The sequence below is a fragment of the Nostoc sp. MG11 genome, from assembly GCF_014904695.1.
In the GTDB taxonomy this organism is placed as follows: domain Bacteria; phylum Cyanobacteriota; class Cyanobacteriia; order Cyanobacteriales; family Nostocaceae; genus Komarekiella.
The window spans coordinates 480,441-501,061 of sequence record NZ_JACXXN010000001.1 but is presented as its reverse complement, the minus strand read 5'-3'; the positions used below and the strand labels follow the sequence as shown (position 1 = coordinate 501,061).

General features: G+C 38.3%; 12 protein-coding genes. 3 read left to right on the top strand and 9 right to left on the bottom strand.

What is annotated here, in order from left to right:
* The first annotated feature begins 1,010 nt into the window (after positions 1-1,010).
* From HCR01_RS02100 to HCR01_RS02090, 3 genes are all read left to right on the top strand, one after another.
* Positions 1,011-1,673: a LuxR C-terminal-related transcriptional regulator gene (locus HCR01_RS02100; RefSeq protein WP_193194028.1), complete on the top strand. Its 663-nt coding sequence runs from the start codon at positions 1,011-1,013 to the stop codon at positions 1,671-1,673.
* A 337-nt stretch (positions 1,674-2,010) separates the two neighbouring features.
* Positions 2,011-2,649: a response regulator gene (locus HCR01_RS02095; protein ID WP_193194026.1), complete on the top strand. Its 639-nt coding sequence runs from the start codon at positions 2,011-2,013 to the stop codon at positions 2,647-2,649.
* A gap of 207 nt (positions 2,650-2,856) precedes the next feature.
* Entirely contained in the window at positions 2,857-4,668 is a 1,812-nt protein-coding gene (locus HCR01_RS02090) for an ABC transporter ATP-binding protein (protein WP_226889040.1), read from the top strand.
* Positions 4,669-5,070: 402 nt separating this feature from the next.
* Here the strand turns inward: HCR01_RS02090 and HCR01_RS40375 are convergent, their stop codons facing one another.
* From HCR01_RS40375 to HCR01_RS02045, 9 genes are all read right to left on the bottom strand, one after another.
* Entirely contained in the window at positions 5,071-6,375 is a 1,305-nt protein-coding gene (locus HCR01_RS40375; RefSeq protein ID WP_193194022.1) for a glycosyltransferase, read from the bottom strand.
* Positions 6,376-6,610: 235 nt separating this feature from the next.
* Positions 6,611-8,218 (bottom strand): glycosyltransferase family 39 protein, encoded by a 1,608-nt coding sequence (locus HCR01_RS02080; protein WP_193194020.1) that lies wholly within the window; start codon positions 8,216-8,218, stop codon positions 6,611-6,613.
* 207 nt (positions 8,219-8,425) lie between these two features.
* Positions 8,426-9,793: an amidase gene (locus tag HCR01_RS02075; protein ID WP_193194018.1), complete on the bottom strand. Its 1,368-nt coding sequence runs from the start codon at positions 9,791-9,793 to the stop codon at positions 8,426-8,428.
* Between the two features lie 169 nt (positions 9,794-9,962).
* Positions 9,963-10,733: a hypothetical protein gene (locus tag HCR01_RS02070; RefSeq protein ID WP_193194017.1), complete on the bottom strand. Its 771-nt coding sequence runs from the start codon at positions 10,731-10,733 to the stop codon at positions 9,963-9,965.
* Positions 10,734-10,779: 46 nt separating this feature from the next.
* The gene (gene acpP / locus HCR01_RS40370) at positions 10,780-11,310 is read right to left on the bottom strand and encodes an acyl carrier protein (RefSeq protein WP_320073071.1); all 531 of its coding nucleotides are present in this window, start codon (positions 11,308-11,310) and stop codon (positions 10,780-10,782) included.
* Between the two features lie 49 nt (positions 11,311-11,359).
* Positions 11,360-12,577 carry an amidinotransferase gene (locus HCR01_RS02060; RefSeq protein ID WP_226889038.1) on the bottom strand — a complete coding sequence of 406 codons (1,218 nt, stop codon included), beginning with the start codon at positions 12,575-12,577 and terminating at the stop codon, positions 11,360-11,362.
* A gap of 5 nt (positions 12,578-12,582) precedes the next feature.
* Positions 12,583-16,902, bottom strand: coding sequence for a beta-ketoacyl synthase N-terminal-like domain-containing protein (locus tag HCR01_RS02055; protein WP_193194015.1), 4,320 nt, complete (start codon positions 16,900-16,902; stop codon positions 12,583-12,585).
* A 6-nt stretch (positions 16,903-16,908) separates the two neighbouring features.
* Positions 16,909-19,323, bottom strand: coding sequence for an SDR family NAD(P)-dependent oxidoreductase (locus HCR01_RS02050; protein ID WP_193194013.1), 2,415 nt, complete (start codon positions 19,321-19,323; stop codon positions 16,909-16,911).
* 20 nt (positions 19,324-19,343) lie between these two features.
* The gene (locus tag HCR01_RS02045; RefSeq protein WP_193194011.1) at positions 19,344-20,591 is read right to left on the bottom strand and encodes a phosphopantetheine-binding protein; all 1,248 of its coding nucleotides are present in this window, start codon (positions 20,589-20,591) and stop codon (positions 19,344-19,346) included.
* Between the last annotated feature and the right edge of the window lie 30 nt (positions 20,592-20,621).

Below are 20,621 nucleotides of genomic sequence, written 5' to 3'. Positions count from 1 at the left end.
AGGTTAAGCAAAAAGCACATGAGATTTATATGAGATTTATATGAGATTTATAGCTTTCATTTTCTTAAATGAATAACTAAACTGAAAACAGTTATAACTAATGAGGTGGTATCCATGAAATGCTTATGACTGGTATCTTGCAGTTTTAAATACTTTAGGATAATTAACGTTGAAATCCTTGTTTAATTGCCGAAAAAGCCGCTCTAATAAAACTTATCATAAGATGTCGAAAAATTAAGAAAACTCTATCCTTATCTCTCAAGTCCTTTTCTCGATTTTAGGAGACGAGAACACAAGATGTGAGGGGAGTTTTGGCATTATTTAACACTTTTTGTACATCTTATAAAACTTTTTTTGGAGGCGATAATTTTAACCCTGACTCTACATTTTTTTGCTCTACTATTGACATGCACACAATATAATCTTGGTCAATCAATATTTAGATGTATATTTCTAAATTTAGAAGCAATCGAGTCGGCAATTAAGCTAGGCTATTGATATAAGAAGCAAAATTTGTAAACTGCGGTAAAAAATAAAACGATTAAGCAAAATTATATCTCGTCATAACTTCAGTTTAATCTTAAAGCTTTAAACTTTTACACTGTTTGGTTTTAATTCAGTATAGCATCAAGAAAATTTCTTGATGAATTCGGTATTTGCTCTTATTAGAATAAAGAGAGTGGTAGTATCAAAAACTAGTGTAGAAGTTACCGAAAAGGCAATGCAGATGTTGGAAATAAACTTTAAAATTTGTAACAACTTACCTATTAGCAGAGAGTGTAAGACTTTAATGGATGACTCATTGATATATATAATGATTTGATAGAAATATGTTATTTGACATAACTCTTGAATAATGTATTATTTGAAAGTCTTTGAATAAAATTTGTATGTTGCTTTGATAGATATAGATTTTTGTTAATATTTGCATAAAACTTGAATAAGTAACAGATTTGTATAAAGAAAGAATAGTCAAATAACATAAAAATCTTTATTCAGGAGGGATGCAGATGTACAATACTATTCGAGTGCTAGTGGCTGATAGAGATTCGCTGATGGGAGTCGCTATTCGTGCTACTTTGATTGCTGAAAAAGATTTGATCATAGTAGGTGAAGCAAACAATCCCGATAAAGTTCAAGAATTAGAGCGAAAGCTTCAGCCAGATTTGCTAATAATTGATCTAGATTCACCAAATTTTACACCGCCTGAGCCAATATTCTATTTACATAAATCCTGTCCAAACTTGAAAATGCTGGCACTGGCTAACTGTGGTGAATTTTATCCCTCTATTTTAAGAGTAGGCGGTATAGTAGGCTGTGTTTTGAAATCTGAAAAGCCGCAAACGTTGGTTCGTGCTATTCGGACAGTGGCAAAAGGTAATACATGGTATAGTCAGAGCATTTTAGAGGAGCTTGTTGCACAAGAAGAGAATGAACTAAATCAAGATGGAAAAGCCGCTTTGACAGAGCGAGAGCAACAAGTTCTTAGCATGATTGCCCAAGGTTGGGATAATATTCGCATTGCTAGTGAGCTAAACCTTGGACACCAGACAGTGCGGAATTACATCAGCCGCATCTATGCTAAATTAGCAGTCAGTTCACGAGCTGAGGCGGTTGTATGGGCTATGGAACATAGCCCCAAGAGTTTTAAAAAAGTGCTGGAACCAAGATAGCCATAGCATTGGCGAATGTAATACAAAAATCTGAAAAGCATTGTTGTAATCACTAAACTCCGTTTTCAAGCAAGATAGTTACCGTCTGAGAGTTGTAGTGGATGCCGTTGGCCAAGTTAAGAAGCACCTTATAAGCCTTTTGCTTTCCAGATGTTTGCCAGAATATATAGCTGTTTCCAGGTATTTTAGGACATCAGCTGCTCATAAAACCCTGATATTAAGAGACTTTCAAGCCTGTTTCCTGTTAAGAGTTCCCTGCTATATATGCCTGTGACAAGCTGCATAATAGTATAAAAAGTTTTCTGTTATATCCCTTGTCTAAATTTAAAATAGTGTAATGATTCGACTTCTGCTTGTAGACGACCAAACGCTTTTTCGGCAAGGATTAGCATCTTTACTATCACTAGAAGAAGACTTAGAAGTTGTTGGTCAAGCTAGTCATGGCAAAGAAGCGATCGCTCTTACCGAACAACTCCAGCCCGATGTTATTCTCATGGATGTGCGGATGCCTATCTGCAATGGCGTAGTAGCAACACGCGAAATTCATCAACGTTTCCCCTGGATCAGAATTCTTGTATTCACAACATTTGATGAAGACGAGTACATCTGGCAGTCTTTGCAAGCAGGCGCACTCGGCTATTTGCTGAAAAGTACCCCCGCAGCACAGTTGGCGACGGCAATTCGTACTCTACACCAAGGCTATTGTCAACTTAGTTCAACGATCGCACATAAGGTCTTTGCTCAACTCAACCCTCCACCGGCTGTCAAACAAAACTCTTATCAGCAGCTTTTGAGTGAGCGGGAATTAGAAGTGTTAACCCTAGTGACTCAAGGTAAAAATAATCGAGAAATTGCCAGAGCGCTACATCTGAGCGAGGGAACAGTTAAAAACTATGTTAGTCAGATTCTAGCTCGATTGGGAGTACGCGATCGCACTCAGGCTGCTCTCTGGGCAAAGCAAAATATTTCCATTTAAAAGAGTGGAAAACCAAATTTTGATACCAATAACTTCGCTAAAAAAAGAGGGTATTGTTGGTGTGGTAATCCTAAAAGGAAAACATAGAAAGCCGTCTCTTAAAAGGCTTAACCTCCCTTTATCCAGATTTTAGGTAGTCAACCAAAGTTACATAACCAACACTATCTTCACCGCCTTGTCCTAAGATGCAAAATCCTGTGAACTATTATGAAACTTCATACACGTCTTCTGTCACCCGGCCTGATATGGTTCTTGCGATTTTCTCTCCCTTTTTTTCAAAAGTACTGGGTTCAATGGGTTTTGCTCATCTTAGCAGTGCTATTCCAACTGGCCTTTGAGGTGCTTGTTCCCTTTGCTTACAAGTTGATCTTTGATCGCGCTATTGTTAATCGTGATGCTAGTTTCCTTGCACTCTTACTGAGCGGACTAGCTGTTGCTTTCATCATCCAATCCTTAGCTGGTCTTAGTCAGGATTATCTCAGTGCTCGAATAGGGGCAGGTGTTTTGAAAGATATACGCCTCAAAATGTTCAATCATTTGCAGCACTTATCCTTGGGTTTTTACACTCGCGTTCAAGCGGGCGAACTCATGTCTCGCTTCTCCAGCGATCTATCTGATATTGAAAGAGCGATTGTCATTGATATCCCGATGGGTACTTTCAACATCCTTTTAATGGTTATTAGTACCCTCTTACTCTTCGTCGTCGAGTGGCGACTGGCTCTAGTCACTTTAGTTACGTTGTCCGTAGGCTTCATAGGGCCACACCTATTCGGGTTACGGGTTGCTAAGACCAGTTATAGACGCAGACAAGACGAAGCAAAAGTTTTAAGTATACTTCAAGAGAATATCAGTGCCCAACCTGTGATTAGGAACTTTGGATTGCAAAAGTCAGCGCTATTCCAATTCCGAGAGCAACTGATTGTCTTATTACATAGCAGCCTACGCAGTAACTTCTACAGTGTTCTACTAGGGAGGCTTTCAAACCTGAGCATTAACTTTCTTCAGTTATTAATCATTGGTTTTGGTGCCTTTTTAGCCATGCGTGGCTATCTAACAACAGGAGCATTAATCGGGTTTATCAGCCTTCTGTTAAACGTGAATATCGCAACTGATGGTTTAACTCAACAAGTGCCAGCCCTAATAAGGACTACGAGTGGGATGCTACGCATCAAAGAACTGCTGGCTGAGCAACCTGAGGTAATGGATTCAGCTGATGCATTGCCACTATCACAGCTGGCCAAAGAGATTCGCTTTGAAAATGTAACCTTTAACTATTACGGAACGCAGCCCATTCTGGACAATATCAGTTTTACGATTCAAGTAGGTGAGTCTGTAGCTTTTGTTGGCCCTAGTGGCTCTGGCAAAAGCACAATCCTCAACCTGCTCGTGCGGTTTTACGATCCTAACCAGGGTTCAGTCCTCTTTAACGGTTACGACCTGCGACAAGTCACTCAGGCATCGCTACGCGCACAAATAGGCACTGTCTTCCAAGAAACTTTCCTTTTCAACACCACAATTCGTGAAAACATCTGCCTGGGTAAGCCCGATACAACCAATTTGGAAATTGAAGCAGCCGCAAAAGCAGCGGAAATCCATGACACGATTCTGCGTTTTCCTCAGGGATATGACACCGTAGTGGGTGAAAGAGGTGGGCAAATCTCAGGTGGTCAGAGGCAGCGAATTGCTATAGCACGGGCAATCTTACGCAATCCAGCAATACTTATACTCGACGAGGCGACTTCATCGCTAGATCCAGAGACCGAATCAGCCATCAATACCACCCTAAAAAATTTAGCAATAGGTCGTACCGTCATCTCTGTAACGCATCGACTTACTTCCGTTGTGAATTGCGATCGCATCTTCGTGCTTGAAAGAGGAAAGCTAATTGAACAGGGTACTCATAGAGAGTTAGTTAAGCTTCGGGGTCTGTATTATCGACTTTGGTGTAAACAGAGGGGAGAGTCTCAAGTTGGTGAAAACAGCCTGGAGCAGCCAAAATTGGGAGATTTCTCTCACTGACTGTGTGAGTAAGAAACTTCCAAAGAATAAATTATCGAAAAAATCGAGAAACTGCAACCCTTTCTCTATCCAAATACGCATGAAAGTTTTGCACTTATGTTGCTTTATTTCTGGTAAAATTCTGGAGTTTTAGTATTGTTAATTATAGTTATATATAACTTTGATAACTATTTCTAAAAAAGATATTGTTCCACAGCAGATATAGCAGTGGTTAGGTAGCTTAGGACATTAGCAAGTCGTAAGAGAGCGGCTGTCATAGCTATCCATAGCAGACTTGTCCTAACCATGATGACAGCCGCTATATCAATAAATCACTAATACAAAAAGGGTAAGAATAAGCTGCTGTCAGCAGTTTGTTATTACCCCATTATTTACTGGATATTTTGTTTTTTGTAAGTCTTATTATGCTGCAATGTAACTTTCAAGTAAATCAATTCCATTCTCAAACTTATCCAGACGCATGAATTCTTTTTGCATTTGCTCAATGTTCTTCATATAGCTGTTGTCGCTGGAAATCTTATTGATGAGTCTGGACAATTCCTGATGCTCGATCCACCTAAGATCTCCTCGTACACCCAACCCATGATAAACTACCCTGGCTGCGTTTCCGGGTTGATCGTTTCTGGCGGGCAAAACTATCATCGGGACACCAAGACAGATGCACTCCTTGATCGTATTCATCCCTCCATTAGTAATCATCATTGCACTTTTTTGCAGAACCGCCATTTGCGGAACCCACTTGCAGGCATACACATTATCTGGAATCTCCCCAAGATCTTCCACTTCGCAGGTGTTTCCGATATTGAGTACGAACTCATAGTCTTGTCGTTGCTGGAACGTCTTAAGGGCAACCCGGAAGAAGCGCTTGCTGGCAGGATATTCCCAACTGCGTGTGCCCAACGAGCAGTAGATCAGCGGTTTAGTGCCACTGAGCTTATCCACCTTGAAATCTTCATCTGCACGTGAGAGATCCACAACACACCCAAGATACTCAGCTCCAGGACGGGATTCAAAATCTAGCCTTTTCGGCATCAAATAGTGTAGGGGAGACTTGAACATCGGGCCGTAATCTGAAAAACCTAGTGTTAATCCCGTCGCACGCGCACGATCCCTGACGAATGCTCCGATCCCAAAGTAATATCTGAGGAAGTGTTTGGGGCGAAACGTTATAAACAATCTCACCACAAAAGCCAACAACATCCAGTCCAACAGAATTATCAATGATGAACGTGAGCTGCGATCGGGAATAAACGATGAGTCTGAAGGGGGAATTTTTGAATTAATAAATCCAGCAAATGCCGTACCAACCCCAACATAAGGAACCCCAGATTCTATGGCCGCAATAGCAACGAATGAAATAATTGAATCAATGAGCACCAGACCTACATTGCACTCTTTGATAATCTTGATAGTGTCCTCAAGTATATTCGCCAAAATCTCAGTTTCACGGCGAGTCTGTGCAAGCATCCCTCCGAACCGCTTGGGAAATGGCCTCAGAAGCTTATATTGAAACCCTTGTTCTTCTATATACTTTTTGTAATGTTCCACCTGCTGGCTATGAAGAGAGAGTTTTTCATCTCCTTCTGGTGGGAGAACAAACAGCACGTCCCATCCGCGTCTAGAAAAAGCCTTCGCCAATGCCATCATCGGCATGAACCCACCCCATTCAGGATATAAAGCAAACAATATAGACTTGTTTTCTTGCACTATACGCTCCATCCTATATGCTCCTGACAGTTCGCTAATTGTTTCTAAGGTGATAAAAATTTAGAGGTGCTGATACTAAGTAATTTTCAAGCAACATTTGAGAGCTACGATGCTAATTTTGCTTGTACTATCGCTTCTTTTTTATCTGAATACTATTTTTTCAAGGTTAATCAAATAACTTGTGGAAAGTTTATATAGATTGGTTTTGAGCTTTTACTATCGATAAAACTCTAGTCTAAATTTTTACTAGTTTCCAAAGCTGAAGCTTCTTGGGATAAATATCCTCTAGCTTATATTTTTGCCCTTTTTCCAACTTCTCCCTAATTAATTCCATAGAAAAATTGTGGTTGGGAAGGTATAAAAATACATCACTAAAATTATTAGAAATCTGGGGCATATTTAGCTCGTTCACCAACTGAAGCCTTACCTTTGGAGCAAGCAGATGGCTCAGAGATAGTTCATCGCCTATACCATTTAGTTGACAGGAAGTAATCAAAAGTGGGTGAGTAGCTTTGTTAATGATCTGAACCACTTGAGGAGTATAAATGTTAAGGGACTTATTCCACCAAGTATCTGCTTGAGAACTAATTGCACAGGATAAGATTCCAACAGAGAGCAATGCAACCATGATCAGTTGCCAAAGCTTCTGTTGCCAAATATTAACAAATGTTGAGGTAATTTGAGTGGCCAGGAGGTAACTAACAGCTAACTGAATACCCAAATAAGTGGGGATTATATACCGAGGGTTTGTTGATCGAATTCCTCCCCAAATTAGATCGGGTATTACTAGAGGTAGCACTGGAACTACAATCAACGTTAAAACAAACAACCAAATCCGCTTTGAAGCTTTGCGACAGAGAAAATAAATTGAATATCCTACTAAAACTAAGATAAAAGGAATCAAACATAGTTGTATATATTCCAATGTTGTATTATTAAAAGTCTGCACAAAATCGTAGTTTAAATCAACAAAAAGAGAGCTAATATTAAGAGTCCAAACTGCAATTAATTCTAAAAGAGATATCTTAGTGTCAGATGTCCAGCTTGTTGTTTCATTAATTTGGGCTAACTGAATAATAACAATCAACAACCAAGGCATAAAAGCTAAAAGCCCTATTAGAGACGCAAGTAAATAGGCAGTAACAGTCTTGCTTAATCGGAAGCTTTCAGTTGCAACTACATAGATACCATGAGCAATTGCTACAAACCCAGAAAACAGAAACGTATATAGCCCCAATGCTACGGTAGCTGCGTACATTCCCCAGCTCAACTTTGTTTTCAGTCGCATTGCTCGTAGTAGTGTTGCACTTGATAGTAAAATCGTTACAGTCCACAAACTATACTGCCGTGCTTCTTGTGCGTACAATACATGAAGTGGCAATACAGCTAGCAGTGCAATTGCTACCCATCCCATCAAAGATGATTTAAATAATTCCAGACATAGCCAATAAATACAGGGGAACGCTAACAAGCTAATTAAGGCAGACAAACTTCTCGTTACTGCGACTGAATTGCCAAACCATTGCACCCAAAACCTCGCAATCACGAAATACAGAGGTGAATGCTGAGGGACTTCCACTGCTAAAGATTTAATAGTATCTATTGACGTTCTTCCAACAGCAGAAAGCTGATATTTCTGTAAATCTTCAACACCAATTTCGCGTCCATCACAGACATGCTTGGCTGCTTCTTGTTGTGTGTAGCCTGAAATTCGTAATGAAGTAAAAGTCTCATCAAACCAGTAAACTTTTCGACCAAGATTAACGAAGCGAAAAAACACACCCAATAACAATAAAATGATGACTAAAAACTTTAACCAGACAATCTGTTTGCGACTTACCATGCTACCTCATAACCAAACTTATCAAAGGATGATTGAAAAAACTAAAACAACCTATTTTTGTTAGTACACATGATATTCATTTGTACAATGTTTAAGTCTTATAACTAGCCTTTTCAAGGTGGGTAAAAAACCCAAAAAACCACCAAGGTACTGAGACACCGAGAAAAATACAGTGCATTTTGAAAGAAAGGGCTGGTCTCAGAAGGGTTATCTTGAAAATATCTTTTCTATCGCTAAAGCTAGGCGCAAAAGCAGTACTTCAGAGAAGGGTGCTGCCAACAACATCAGTCCGACTGGCAACCCTGAAGAAGTAAATCCCACAGGTAGGGAAATTGCACACAGTCCTAGCATGTTTGCTAAACGCGTGTTTCGTAATGACAAGAGATTCTCTGCGGCGTACTTTTGACTATTTTGTTCTAAATCATTAATAATGGGTGGTACATTTGCCACAGTTGGCATAATAACAGCAGTATAATCATTCGTTCTCTGCAAATACTGCTTTTTAAGGTCTTTCAAACCCTGATACACTTCATAAGCATCGCTCTCCTGAATTTTTGCTCCTACATAAAATCTATCCAGTATATCTTGTGAAATAGAGTTAGGATGAGCTTCTAAAAATTCGAGCCAATTTTTACTTGCCTCGTAGTTAACAATATTACCTTTTGTATTAATAAGTTTTAGTGCTTGTTCAAACTCTGGAATATTGCTCCTTTTAATAATTGCCCCTTGTGCTGCAATATTGTCTATAGAAGCATCCAAAATAGCCGCAACTTCCGAATCAGCATCGTCCCAGACAATATTTGTACATACTAATAAACTTAGACCTTTACATCCAACATCCGCAAAATTAATCTTATCAGTCTGAGCAATTACATGGTAAAGGATAGCTGCATCTTCAACGGAATGAGTAATAAAACCAACTGTATCTAATGTTTGACTTAGAGGAATAACACCTTCTGTTGAAATTAGCCCCGCAGTTGTTTTTAAACCAACTAAATTATTCCAAGCAGCGGGTGTTCGGATTGAGCCACCCGTGTCAGTTCCTATACCAGCGCAACATAAACCTTTTGCCACAGCAACAGCTGAACCTGATGAAGAACCACCGGGAACTCTTGCTTGCTCAGAACTAAAAGGATTTATTGGTGTCCCGAATGTAGGATTAATTCCTAAACCCGAAAAAGCCAATTCCGTCATATTAGTTTTACCAAGACAAATAAAGCCAGCATCAACAGATGTTTTGTAAGCTACTGCATCCTTTTGAGCAACTCTATCCAATAGAACCTTCAACCCTGCACTTGTCGGTTTACCCTGAATATCAAAATTGTCTTTCCATGCGAGGGGAATCCCATCATAAAGCGAAAGTCGTGTGTTAGTAGTCGCCCTTTTATATGCGGCATCTGCTTGACTTTTAGCTTGTTGTTCAAAAACCTCTATAAATATTTTTTCCTTCTTTTTTTCTTGATCAATTTTAGTTAAAAAATACTCAACTAATTCGCGTGGATCTATATTGCCATTATCAATACCATATCCAATGACTTCCATAGTTGAATTTTCCCAAACTTGATCAATCATCATTATTTACTCCATTAATAACCTTATTGCAAAAGTCTGAATTTTAAAATCTTTTTCTGCGTCTCTTTTTTGGAAAGTTTGAGACGCAGAGAGTAATGAGAAACTTATCTGTTTAAGAGTTGATAATCTGATTCATGCAAGATGTCTCATAAATAGCGCAAGACAGACTACCTTACCATTCCAAAATTGGTTGAGGAATAGTCTTATCAGAATTATCTTTTTCCAATTCAGATACAAGTTTTATAAATCTTTTTTGCTCTTTCCTTGGTAAACTATCTAGTCTCTTGACAAATAGAGACTCGTATCGAGCCAACTCTTTTTTTAGATAGTCAGGTGCTTTCTTTCCATAGAACTTAACAAACATGCGGTAGGTGTTGTAGTGGTTTTTATCCACATCATCTTTATAATCAGTAATATCATCGTAAATATCAATAAGTACCTCTAAAGGCCACATAACATCAAAGGTTTTTTGATCATAAGTCTTTTTAGCTACTTGTACTAAAATTCCGTGCAGAGCACGTATATCAGAAGTGCGTAACTCAGTAGCTTTGATAATATCTTCATAAGTTACATCTTTCTGAGATAATAGCTGACTTTCTAATTCAAAGTATTTTCCTAAATTTTCTAATTCTTGTTCAATTAACGAATGATACAAGTTTCTAGTTTTAAGTACATCAATGATGATTTTATGCTTTTGATTCCAGGAGTTTTTGACTTCAGAAAATAATTCTTTCTCCTGAAGGGCTTCTACTGCCTCATCAACTTCATATACTAAAGCTTCCACAAAGCCTAGAACTGGATAATAAGCAAAAAAATCTTTATATGAAAGCTCATATAGCGGGAAATAAAGTGATGTAATTAAATCTAAAATCCGGGCAGACTTGTGCATACCCCAATAAGATACATAGGGTCGCATAACAACATTGCTAGTTAAAGTAGTCATATCTCATTTACCTCTTTTGGATATTAATCTAGTGGTAGGTTGATCTTCAATTAGCTAACTCTAAGTCAATCTCAAGTTGTTGGCTAATATAATCTATAGTGTGTTGTACTGTCTCAAATTTTGTAGTTGCTTGATTAGAGATTTCAATATTGAATGTTTCTTCAAGAGCAACTATTAGTTCTAATATATCTAAAGAATCCGCTCCCAAATCTCTGGTAAAATTTGCAATGGGAGTGACTTTTTCTGGATCAATTCCCAACTTTTCTACAACAATATTTTGGACTTTTTCAAAAACTTTTACCTTCTTCAACTGGTTAGACTGAGTTATTATTTTAATTTCCTCCATGAGCTTAGCTAATTCTTTCAGGATCATTAAAATACGTTGGTAGCGTTGAATATCTTCCTTATTTAAAGGAAAACCGTTGCGGGCTTGCAGCCATTGCTTACAAATCTGATATCTATAACAATCAATGCGAAAGTCCCAAACTTCAGATGATGTTGTTGCAAGGCAGTGATTTTTATTATTCTGCTTATCTGTAAGAGGCTCACTAATTTTTAGTAAAAGAGAGTCAGTCATGGCTGATGAGAGAGGATTTTCAAATGTTTAAGTTGTTTTTACATCAGGTCTAAAAGTAGGATTGTAATGTGCCGCGACGTCGAATGTCTAAAGTTGCACAATGAAATGCACCACCAAAGGGATTGAAGTGTAAAAAATTGCAAGGTATTGGTTTAAAACCCCAATCTTTTAAGGCTTGGATTGTTGGTTCTTGAGATTTTTCACATATTACCCGTTCTTCATCTAGAACCAAAACATTCATGCTTAACCACATACTACATAGAGCAGCAGTTTCACTGAATAAACCTCCTTTGATAATGACTGGTTTGGGTGCAACTAGTATGTCCCAAGATTTTAAAATTGATGGCAGTTTTTTAACGTCAATATACTCTGGGTTAATCATTACTTTTCCTGGTGCAAGAGGCACAAATGTAGTGTCAATATGCATAGGTTGTTTTGAGCGTGTCTCAATAGTATGAACACGAAAATCATTTCCCAAATGACGTTGTAACCAGTTTATTCCAGCTTGGTTAGTTACATTACTTTTAGTTACGAAAATATCTCTGCCACAACGTACAAAATCGGCAGCGTCAAAAACAACTTCAGATTCGTTAATAACATAGCGCATAGATTCTCCATCTTTAGGGACAGTATAGTTTTTGTCATATAGAGAATCTAGTAGTAGCGGTCTAGGAGCAGAAGTCCATTTTGCACCTTGCTCAAAATATTCCTTAAATAAAGGGTAATAAGCATGACGTTCAAAATAACGACATCTCCAGGACATAGGTGCTTCAATAATTTCATTGCCAATGACCAAAAAACAGTCTCGTGGGCAAGCTGAGCAGTTACCTTTAGATTTCCAGTTAGGAGTAGAAAAAGTCCGACTATAGTCAGTAAAACTAGGACGTCTGACCTTCACACCTTCTGATTCGAGAATATGAATAAACTCATCTAATTCTTTTTGCGCTGGCGCAATACCCCATCTTTTGGAAACTTTACTTCCACCGACCAAGGAAAGAACATTATAAAGTTTCTTGGGGATTCCTCCTAACAAAGATATATGTTTAGGTGGATGAATAGCACCCTCTAATCTACCAACAACAATTTCTTCTAATGGATCCCATTCATTATATGAATTGACAACTAGACTATCTGTATTTGCATGTTGGAATTCTTCCTTTTCATAAGTTTTACTTTCCGTCACTCTATTTGTTGTTTGTATGCTGCTAAGTTCCATAACTATCTGCTCCAAAATTTTTCTAATTTGCTTGATAATCTTTGCTGACAACGTTCCTAGCTTTGACGTTCCACCAGCTTGATATATAAATCATCACAAATACCTATTATTCTGTTGTTATAGATAACTTCCGTTACAGCAATCAGGTAAGGTTCATCTGCATTAACAAGTTCTTTAACTGTTACTCGAAATTGAACCTGATTTTTTTCCCTTTTTACTTCACCACGGAATTTAGTTGAGCTTTTTAGAGAGCTAAAAAATACAGGTTTACAGTTATTAAACTTAGTATGTAAACCTAGATAGTACATGTAGAAAAACACAACTTGATAGCAGCCCTCTATCAGCATTGTTCCTGGCATAACAGGATCATTTTTAAAGTGTGCGTTAAATACCCAATGCTCAGGGTCAATATCTACTTCGCCTAAAACCTGTCCTAAACCCCACGCTCCCCCTTGAGGATCAACGTGTAAAATTCGATTAATCATTAGTAGTTTATCACTGGCAAGAGCGTAGGGCTTTTGCGGTTGGTAGGCATCACCAAAGCAGATATTGAAATTACCTTTTTGCAGAGCTTGAATATCCTCGTCGCTGAATTTGGTTTTGTCGCATGTCAGCAGAGGTGAAAAATTCTGTTTGACAATAGTTTGTCCTGGGGAAACTGTAAACGCGGGTAATCCCTTAGAATTATTGATATCTGCGTCTGAAAAATAACCTGAATTAGCATTAAGTCTGACTAAGGGCCGATTTTTGTGATAGCAGATATATTCGTATTGCAAGAGCAGATTGTTTTTGGCTTTTATGAGCTTATGGATATATACTTCCCCGCGTATCGTCTCACCTGGTGCAGGAAACTCATCTAGACATTCAGACTGGCAGCTTAAAGCTCTGTAGCGTAACTGCCCTTCAAACATCATGTCACAACCTATGTAAGCAAGAGCCAGCAGCATTGCATGGGAAGCCTCTAAGATCATCAATCCAGACAGAGTATTATGAGCCGCATAAAACGTATCTGGAGGAATATCATATTCCCACTCGACCATACATGGTTGCAACTTACCACGCTCAGCTGTCATCTTGGTGACTCTGCTGATGAACATAAAAGGAGGCGAAGGTGTTCTAGTACGTATAGGCCGTTTATCCATTTCTTGATAATAAGCCCCTAGTACATTCGAGATTTTTCCATCTACTATTTCTGTTATTTCTTTTAAATTCCAAATTAGCTCTTTTGATTCATGAACTGACTTACTTTCGTCTGCTTGGATAGAAGTTGATATAGTTGCATTTTTTTGATTTGATGATGCGTTAGCAACAATATCTACAGCTAAATTCTTCGATTCAGATTGCTCTATATTAGTTGTCAAACTTGAACTAACTTTATCATAAAATGCATCTTGAATTTGTAAAAACAAATTCTGTAATTTTGCATTCCATAAGTACTGTTTTTCGGCAAGCATTTGTTTGCGTTCTGCGTTTCTCTGCGAGACGCTCCGCGAACGCAGCAGTGCTTCGCTATCGCGCATAGTAGGCTGTCCCCCCATCCAATAATTCTCTGAAAAAGATTGTTCTGGTGTAAGTTTTATAAGTTTGGGAATTTTGATAGTGCTAAATTGTTTGATATTATCGTCACTCAGAATAACATCTCTCATTCTGGCACTACCGTTCAACATGGTTTTTATCACCCCTTTTTTACTTGCTACTTGATGAGCAACTTGGGGACTTAGCTGTATTTCTTGATAATCTCCTTCACCCAAAATTAGATGAGCATAGGAGTAATCATTACTAATCATATTAACAGCCCCAAATCGCTTTTTTTGTTGACTGGGTAACTGCCATGATTGGACAGACTGTTGCGGAGAAATGCTTGGGATAAAGCGATGATAGAGGCACAAAGATGTTTTGATAATACTTGCCATACCTGATAGCACAAAGCTATTACCAACATTCTCTTTAACAGAACCCACATTTGTGTGTTCAAGAGAATACAGTGTATTCAAACCTACTTTTTCATCCTTATCTTTGGCAAATATTCCACTTTCATTCAATTCTATATAACCCACTTCGTTAGGGTTAACCTCGGCTGTTGCTAAAGACTTTCGTGTTGCTTGCCACACGCAGTCAGAAACAACTTCATTTCCATTTCCTTGAATAATTGCTAGCGACTCTATCGTGGCATAAATCTTATCTTGAGACTTTTGTGCATCTTCTTTTCGCTTCAGGACGATCGCACCTGCACCTTCTCCAAATGTAAGTTGAGAATTATGCTGATTAAGTTGTTTTCGCAATTCTACATTTTCCCAACTTGCTGCTTGGTCAATGGCTCCCACTACCACAGCATCTACTGTACCGAAGTCTAGTAAAAGCTTGGCTATTTCAATTGCTTTATAAACAGAACTTTCTTGAGCTGAGACTGTGAAAGCTGGCCCTGTAAAATCCCAGAGGGCTGCAATTCGACTAGCTACTAAATTGCCTATTCCTCCTGTTACTCCCTCTACATAAAGGCATGGCGACATACTATCTTTCAAGGCCGATTCCAGTTGATTCACCTGGACATCTGTTAATTGAATATTGAATTTCTGAAAACATTCCCGAAGATGCCAGGGCATATTGAGCCTGGTAATATTGCGGTGAATTGTCAGATTCATTTCTGTAGCAATGATGACAGCTGTATTGCTAAAATCATGGTGTCGTTTGAAACCAGCATCACGCAGAGCTATATCAGCAACTTTCATCATGAACAGATGATCAAATAAGACAGATCCCACTTCATTAGGAGGCATTTTGAAAGCAATACAATCAAGATCAAACTTATCCAGATAGGCTGCTTTGGGTGGAGCTTCACTTAGCGTCTCTTCGGCTCCTGACCAGCGTTCAGGTGGTAAAGATTCCATCACTTCCCGACTCTCGCAAAGTATCTTTGCAAAAGCCTCAAGTCCTTCGATAGCGCCAATCTGTATGTGCATACCAACAATAGCTGGAATACTTGGTTTGCTCTGTTTTGGCTTGAGTACAAGTGAAGTCGGTTGAGTGGAAGTCGGGCTATACTCTCTCAGAATTAAATGAGCATTTGTACCACCGAAACCAAATGCATTTATCCCGGCCCTTTTAGGTTTATTTGTCTGCGGCCAGGGTGTATGCTCACAGACGATACTTGCAGAGGTTATTATGCCATTTTGAGTAGCGATCGCATTCTCAACGCCAATGGTAGCAGGGATAACCCCTTCTTTCATTGCCCAGATGACTTTAATCATGCTGGCCATGGCTGAAGCTGTCAGCATGTGACCTGTATGAGCTTTATTGGCTCCCAGCAAAGGTATTTTATCCTTGGTTGCAAAGAATTCTTCTATGGAATTGAGTTCTGTCTGATCACCTAAAGAAGTTCCAGTTGCATGGCATTCTATATAATCTACTGGTTCTGACCCCTGATAAGCTCGTTTCAGCGCCAGATGTTGTCCTTTCTTCGATGGACTCAGGATATGTTTCCCGCCACCATCATTGGATAGACCGATATTTTCAATTACAGCATATATGCGATCGCCATTTTTCTCGGCATCTGAAAGCCGCTTTAAGACAAACATGCCTACTCCTTCACCGATTTTTATACCTTCGGATGATTGATCGAAAGGAGCGCTATTTCCTTGGTCTGGAAAAGCATTCAGCACATTAAATCCGTGAATAATATTCAGGCGTTCTGAACCGCAAACTGCGCCAGCAAGCATCATATCTACCTGACCAGTATTCAGATAATAAGAAGCTAGCTCCATGACATATAATGAACTGGAACAAGCAGAATCAATTGCGTAGCGAATTCCTCCTAGTCCCAAACCGCTGCAAACAATACTAGCTGGTAAGCTAGCAGTTATAGCATTATCGAGAGAAATATTCAGTCCCGATGTTGGGTCATTAAAACTAAAATCTTGATAGTTGAGAAGCTCTTTGACAAAGTACTCTAAAGTCTTTAAGTGCATTGACGAAAAAAGCTTGCTAGAATGCTCTGTCGCAAAAGAGAGATTGCCTAGAATCAGTCCACTTTTGTTTAATACCTCTTGATCATTAAGATAACCACTGTCTTTCAGAGCTTCTCTTGCTGCATATAAAGACCAGTGAAATATCCTATCTAAGGCGATTAGCTTTTCGGGATGAACTTTATAACCGTAAGGGTCAAAGTTAAAATCCCGAATATAACCGTTTTTCGTATAGCTAATCTTGTCTGGTATTCCCCGTTTTTGACTGTGGTATATCGATGGATCTCTACCCATGTCTTCGGCAGTTACTTCAGAAGTGACATCATTGCCACTCATTAACATCTGCCAAAACTCTTCAGGGTTTTCTGCTCCGGGAAATAAGCAACCAATCCCAACAATGGCAATCTCATTCATTTAAGCTTACACTCCTTTTTCCCAATACAACGCTTGGAGATTTTTCATCATAATATAACTAACTTCAAGCCAGCGAATATATATCTCTCCATGTTCATTGTGAACAAAAATATTGGCTGTTAGCTTGCTTTTATTAAAAGAAACAATTTCAGTTGAAACGTAAAAATCGGTATCAAAATCAAGAGCTTGGAATTGCTCAAATTTTTCAAATCCCATTGGTAAACAAGTATTGTCCAGTTGGTAATAAGTCCATATAAGTACACCCTGTAACTGGACATCACCTAGGAAAGGATTAAATGAATTAACAGTAAATTGTCCCTGTTGTTTTTGACTAATCGTAGGCAAATTACAGAGTGAAGTAATTTTGCGATCGCTAATCTGTAAAACTTTCTTTATCCCTTGAAAGTTTTTCCCATGAAATAAGCCACTTCCTTCCTGATAAGTTTTATACGTTTTACCATCTGATTTAATATCTAGATTGCCATAAATAGGCATGGAACCCCATTCTTTTTCAAAAAAGAGCGTTGCACCATAATGATAAAGTGAGTTATTTTTATCTTTTGGCTGGCTGCTGATTTTGACTACAAAACTCTGTACATTATCTTCAGCATTAGCAAGAGTTATCCGAGCCAAATATTCTTCTTGATATTGTTCATCAAAGACAATACCTTTAAGTACTTGGAAGTTCTCAATAGCTCTAACTTTATGGTTTGGCAAAACATCCTCAGAAGATTTCACCATCCAGTTAACGGCACAAGTCGCTGGTAAAACTGCATTCTTGCCAATTACATGGTCTTTGATGAATGGATTACCATTTTGCTGCATAATCCGTTTACTTTCTACCACATTTATTTGTTCTATCTGGTGATTACTAGGTAAGCTTAATTTTCCACTTACAAGAATTTGTTCTACAGCATGGTCTTTGCTAATTCGTAATTCATCCCGGCAGAATTTAATGCCTATATCCACAGGAATAAGGTCAATATTACTTTCTTGGTAAAATTTCTTTAGCGTTGGGCTGATCATTCCCCTATCCCAAGGCCCCCAGTTTATTGAAACGATCCGAATCTTAGGAAAGAGATGTTTAAAAGAGTAGGCAAATTTATTCAGAACATCATTAGCCAAAGCATAGTCTGTTTGACCTGCATTCCCAAAATACCCAGAGACAGAAGAAAATAAAATAACATACTTAAGTTCTTCTAAATTAACAATAGAGAGCAAGTTCTCTAATCCTTTAATCTTGGGTTCAAATACTCGATTAAAGTCTTCTTCTGTCTTCTTCTCAATGCGTTTATCAGCTATATTGCCAGCTCCATGAATAATACCTGTAATATTTTTAAAATGTTCTGGTAATTTTTCAATTTGCTTTGCTAAATCAAGTTTTTGAGTGACATTTACACTAAGATAAATTGCTTCTCCACCATATTGCTTTATCTGCTTTAATGAATTTCTAATATCACGTTGTGATATTAAATCATGTAAAACTTTATCGACTTCAATAGGAGTGGGTTTCTTTCCCTGTTGGATGAAATCATTAATAATCAGCTTTTTGAATTCTTTATGGTCAGTACAGTTATTCGCCCATTCAGGCTCATGAGGCTGTAAAACAGTGCGTCCTAATAAAATGAACTTAGATTTATAGGCTTTAGCAAGTTCTGCTACACAATCGGCAGTAATTCCACGTCCACCGCCACTAACTAAAAACACACTCTGAGAGTCTGGAGTTTTTCCAAGGTAACTAAGATTATGAATGCGCTCTGTGGTGAGGGTAATCCGCTCTCCTACTTGATTACGCCCAACTTCTAATAACCCCAAATTAGTATCGGCTATTTCCTCCATAACAATGTTTGCAGCTTCCTTAATGTTGATACTGGATTCCAAATCAATGTAACGACAACAAACATTTGCCCATTCGCGATTTAATGACTTGACTAACCCTGATAAACCACCACCTATAACAGCACAGGCTTTTTTTCCAGAAGTTCCCATCTCTCCATCAAGCTTGGTAACAGTTACAAAATAAGCATTGCCACGATTATTTTCACACGCATTATTCAAAGATAATTTGAGATGTTTGGCAATTAAAAAGACTAATTTAACTGTCTCTTTGTCTTGTTCTTGAAAAAGGTCGTTGGAGGATAAAACATTTTGAGCTAATGGATGAGTATGAATAAATCCTCCAATCAAACCAACTTGTTCTTGAATTGTCTCTAGAGTTTCTTTGATGTGCAATTCTGTTGAATTATTTAGGTTGATTACATCAATATTAGTTTGAGCAACTTGTTGATTAAAAGCTGAGTAGGTAGGGAGTTTTAGGATGACTGCTTTTTGTCCCTGCTGATGTAGCTTTTCTGCTACAGCAATTCCTACTCCCTCACCTCCCTCAGTAATTAACCAGATATGACCTTTAGACAGTTGCAACTTGCGTTGATCGGGTTTGCTCAGGATTTTTTTTTAACAACCTGTCTTTCAATACCTTGTTCTTGATCAACCTTGCCATTGTTTGAAGATTGCGTTGCTTGTTTCGACAAGTGTTCTTGTAGATAATCAACGATTTTAGCGAGTGTTCGCAAATCTCTGAACAATTCTGGGTCTACATCCATATCTGGGAATTCCTCATGCATAGCAGCAAAAATTTCTAACTGCTTGATTGAATCAATCCCCAAATCTGCTTCTAAATCCATATTTAGATCCAGCATATCGACTGGATATCCAGTTTTATCGCTAACTACCTCCAGTAATCGATTGCTGAATCCACTCAAATCAACTGAAGCAGCTGGAGCATCTTCTTGAGGAAGAACTGGTGCAGAGACGCTCTCTACAGCATTATTAGTTGGTTCTAGCGGAGCAGTTGGAATACTAGGTGCAGAAACGCTCTCTACAGCACTATTAGTTGGTTCTGGCGAAGCAGTTGGAATACTAGGTGCAGAAATGCTCTCTACAGCATCACTGGTTGGTTGTGAGGTGATAATAACTTGCTGCAAGAAGGAGGGTTTAGGTGGTGTTGAAACGATTCCAGGAGTAGGAGCTACGGTTTCAACAACGTTAGTTTTAGGTACAGAACCATTAGGTTCTTTGTTAACAGGAATATAATTAAACTCATTAGAAGAAGGAACTTGAGCTAATTCCTCAGTTTTTGTCGGTGTAGCTACATTACTTGCTAATTGGTTAGCAGATGAATCTAAAGAACTTTGCAATTCTTGTTTTGAAGAAAGAGGAAGTACAGCTTGAGTTTCGGGAGTTGCAGCATTGAGTTGTTTGCTCACAGAAACATCATCTAGCTTGTTAGACATATCTGTTGGTAACTCACTTGTGCGAATCAAATTTAATTGATTCTGCAAATAACCTTCATGATTGATATTGTAATTAAGCTGATTTCTTTGCAAAATTTGCAGTATTTGGTCAAAATTATGCATTGCTTTGGGTAGCGCAGCAGAATCTTGATATTTATCAAGCATTAACGCTTGATAATCAACAATTTTAGACAGCAGATCAATATACTTGCCTTGATTTTGATTGAATTGTTGATGCACTGTACTTAAGAAATTTTGTTCTTGAATCTGAGCCAGAATATCAGTTTGATTGGCTACAGGATATGCTGCTACAGAAAGGTTTTGAGGATTACGATTATCGCCGTTACCAGAATGATTATTTTTTTCGATGTTAGCTATTTGTGTTGTTGCACTCATGATTGTCTCCTGATTGTTTTTGATTTTCAC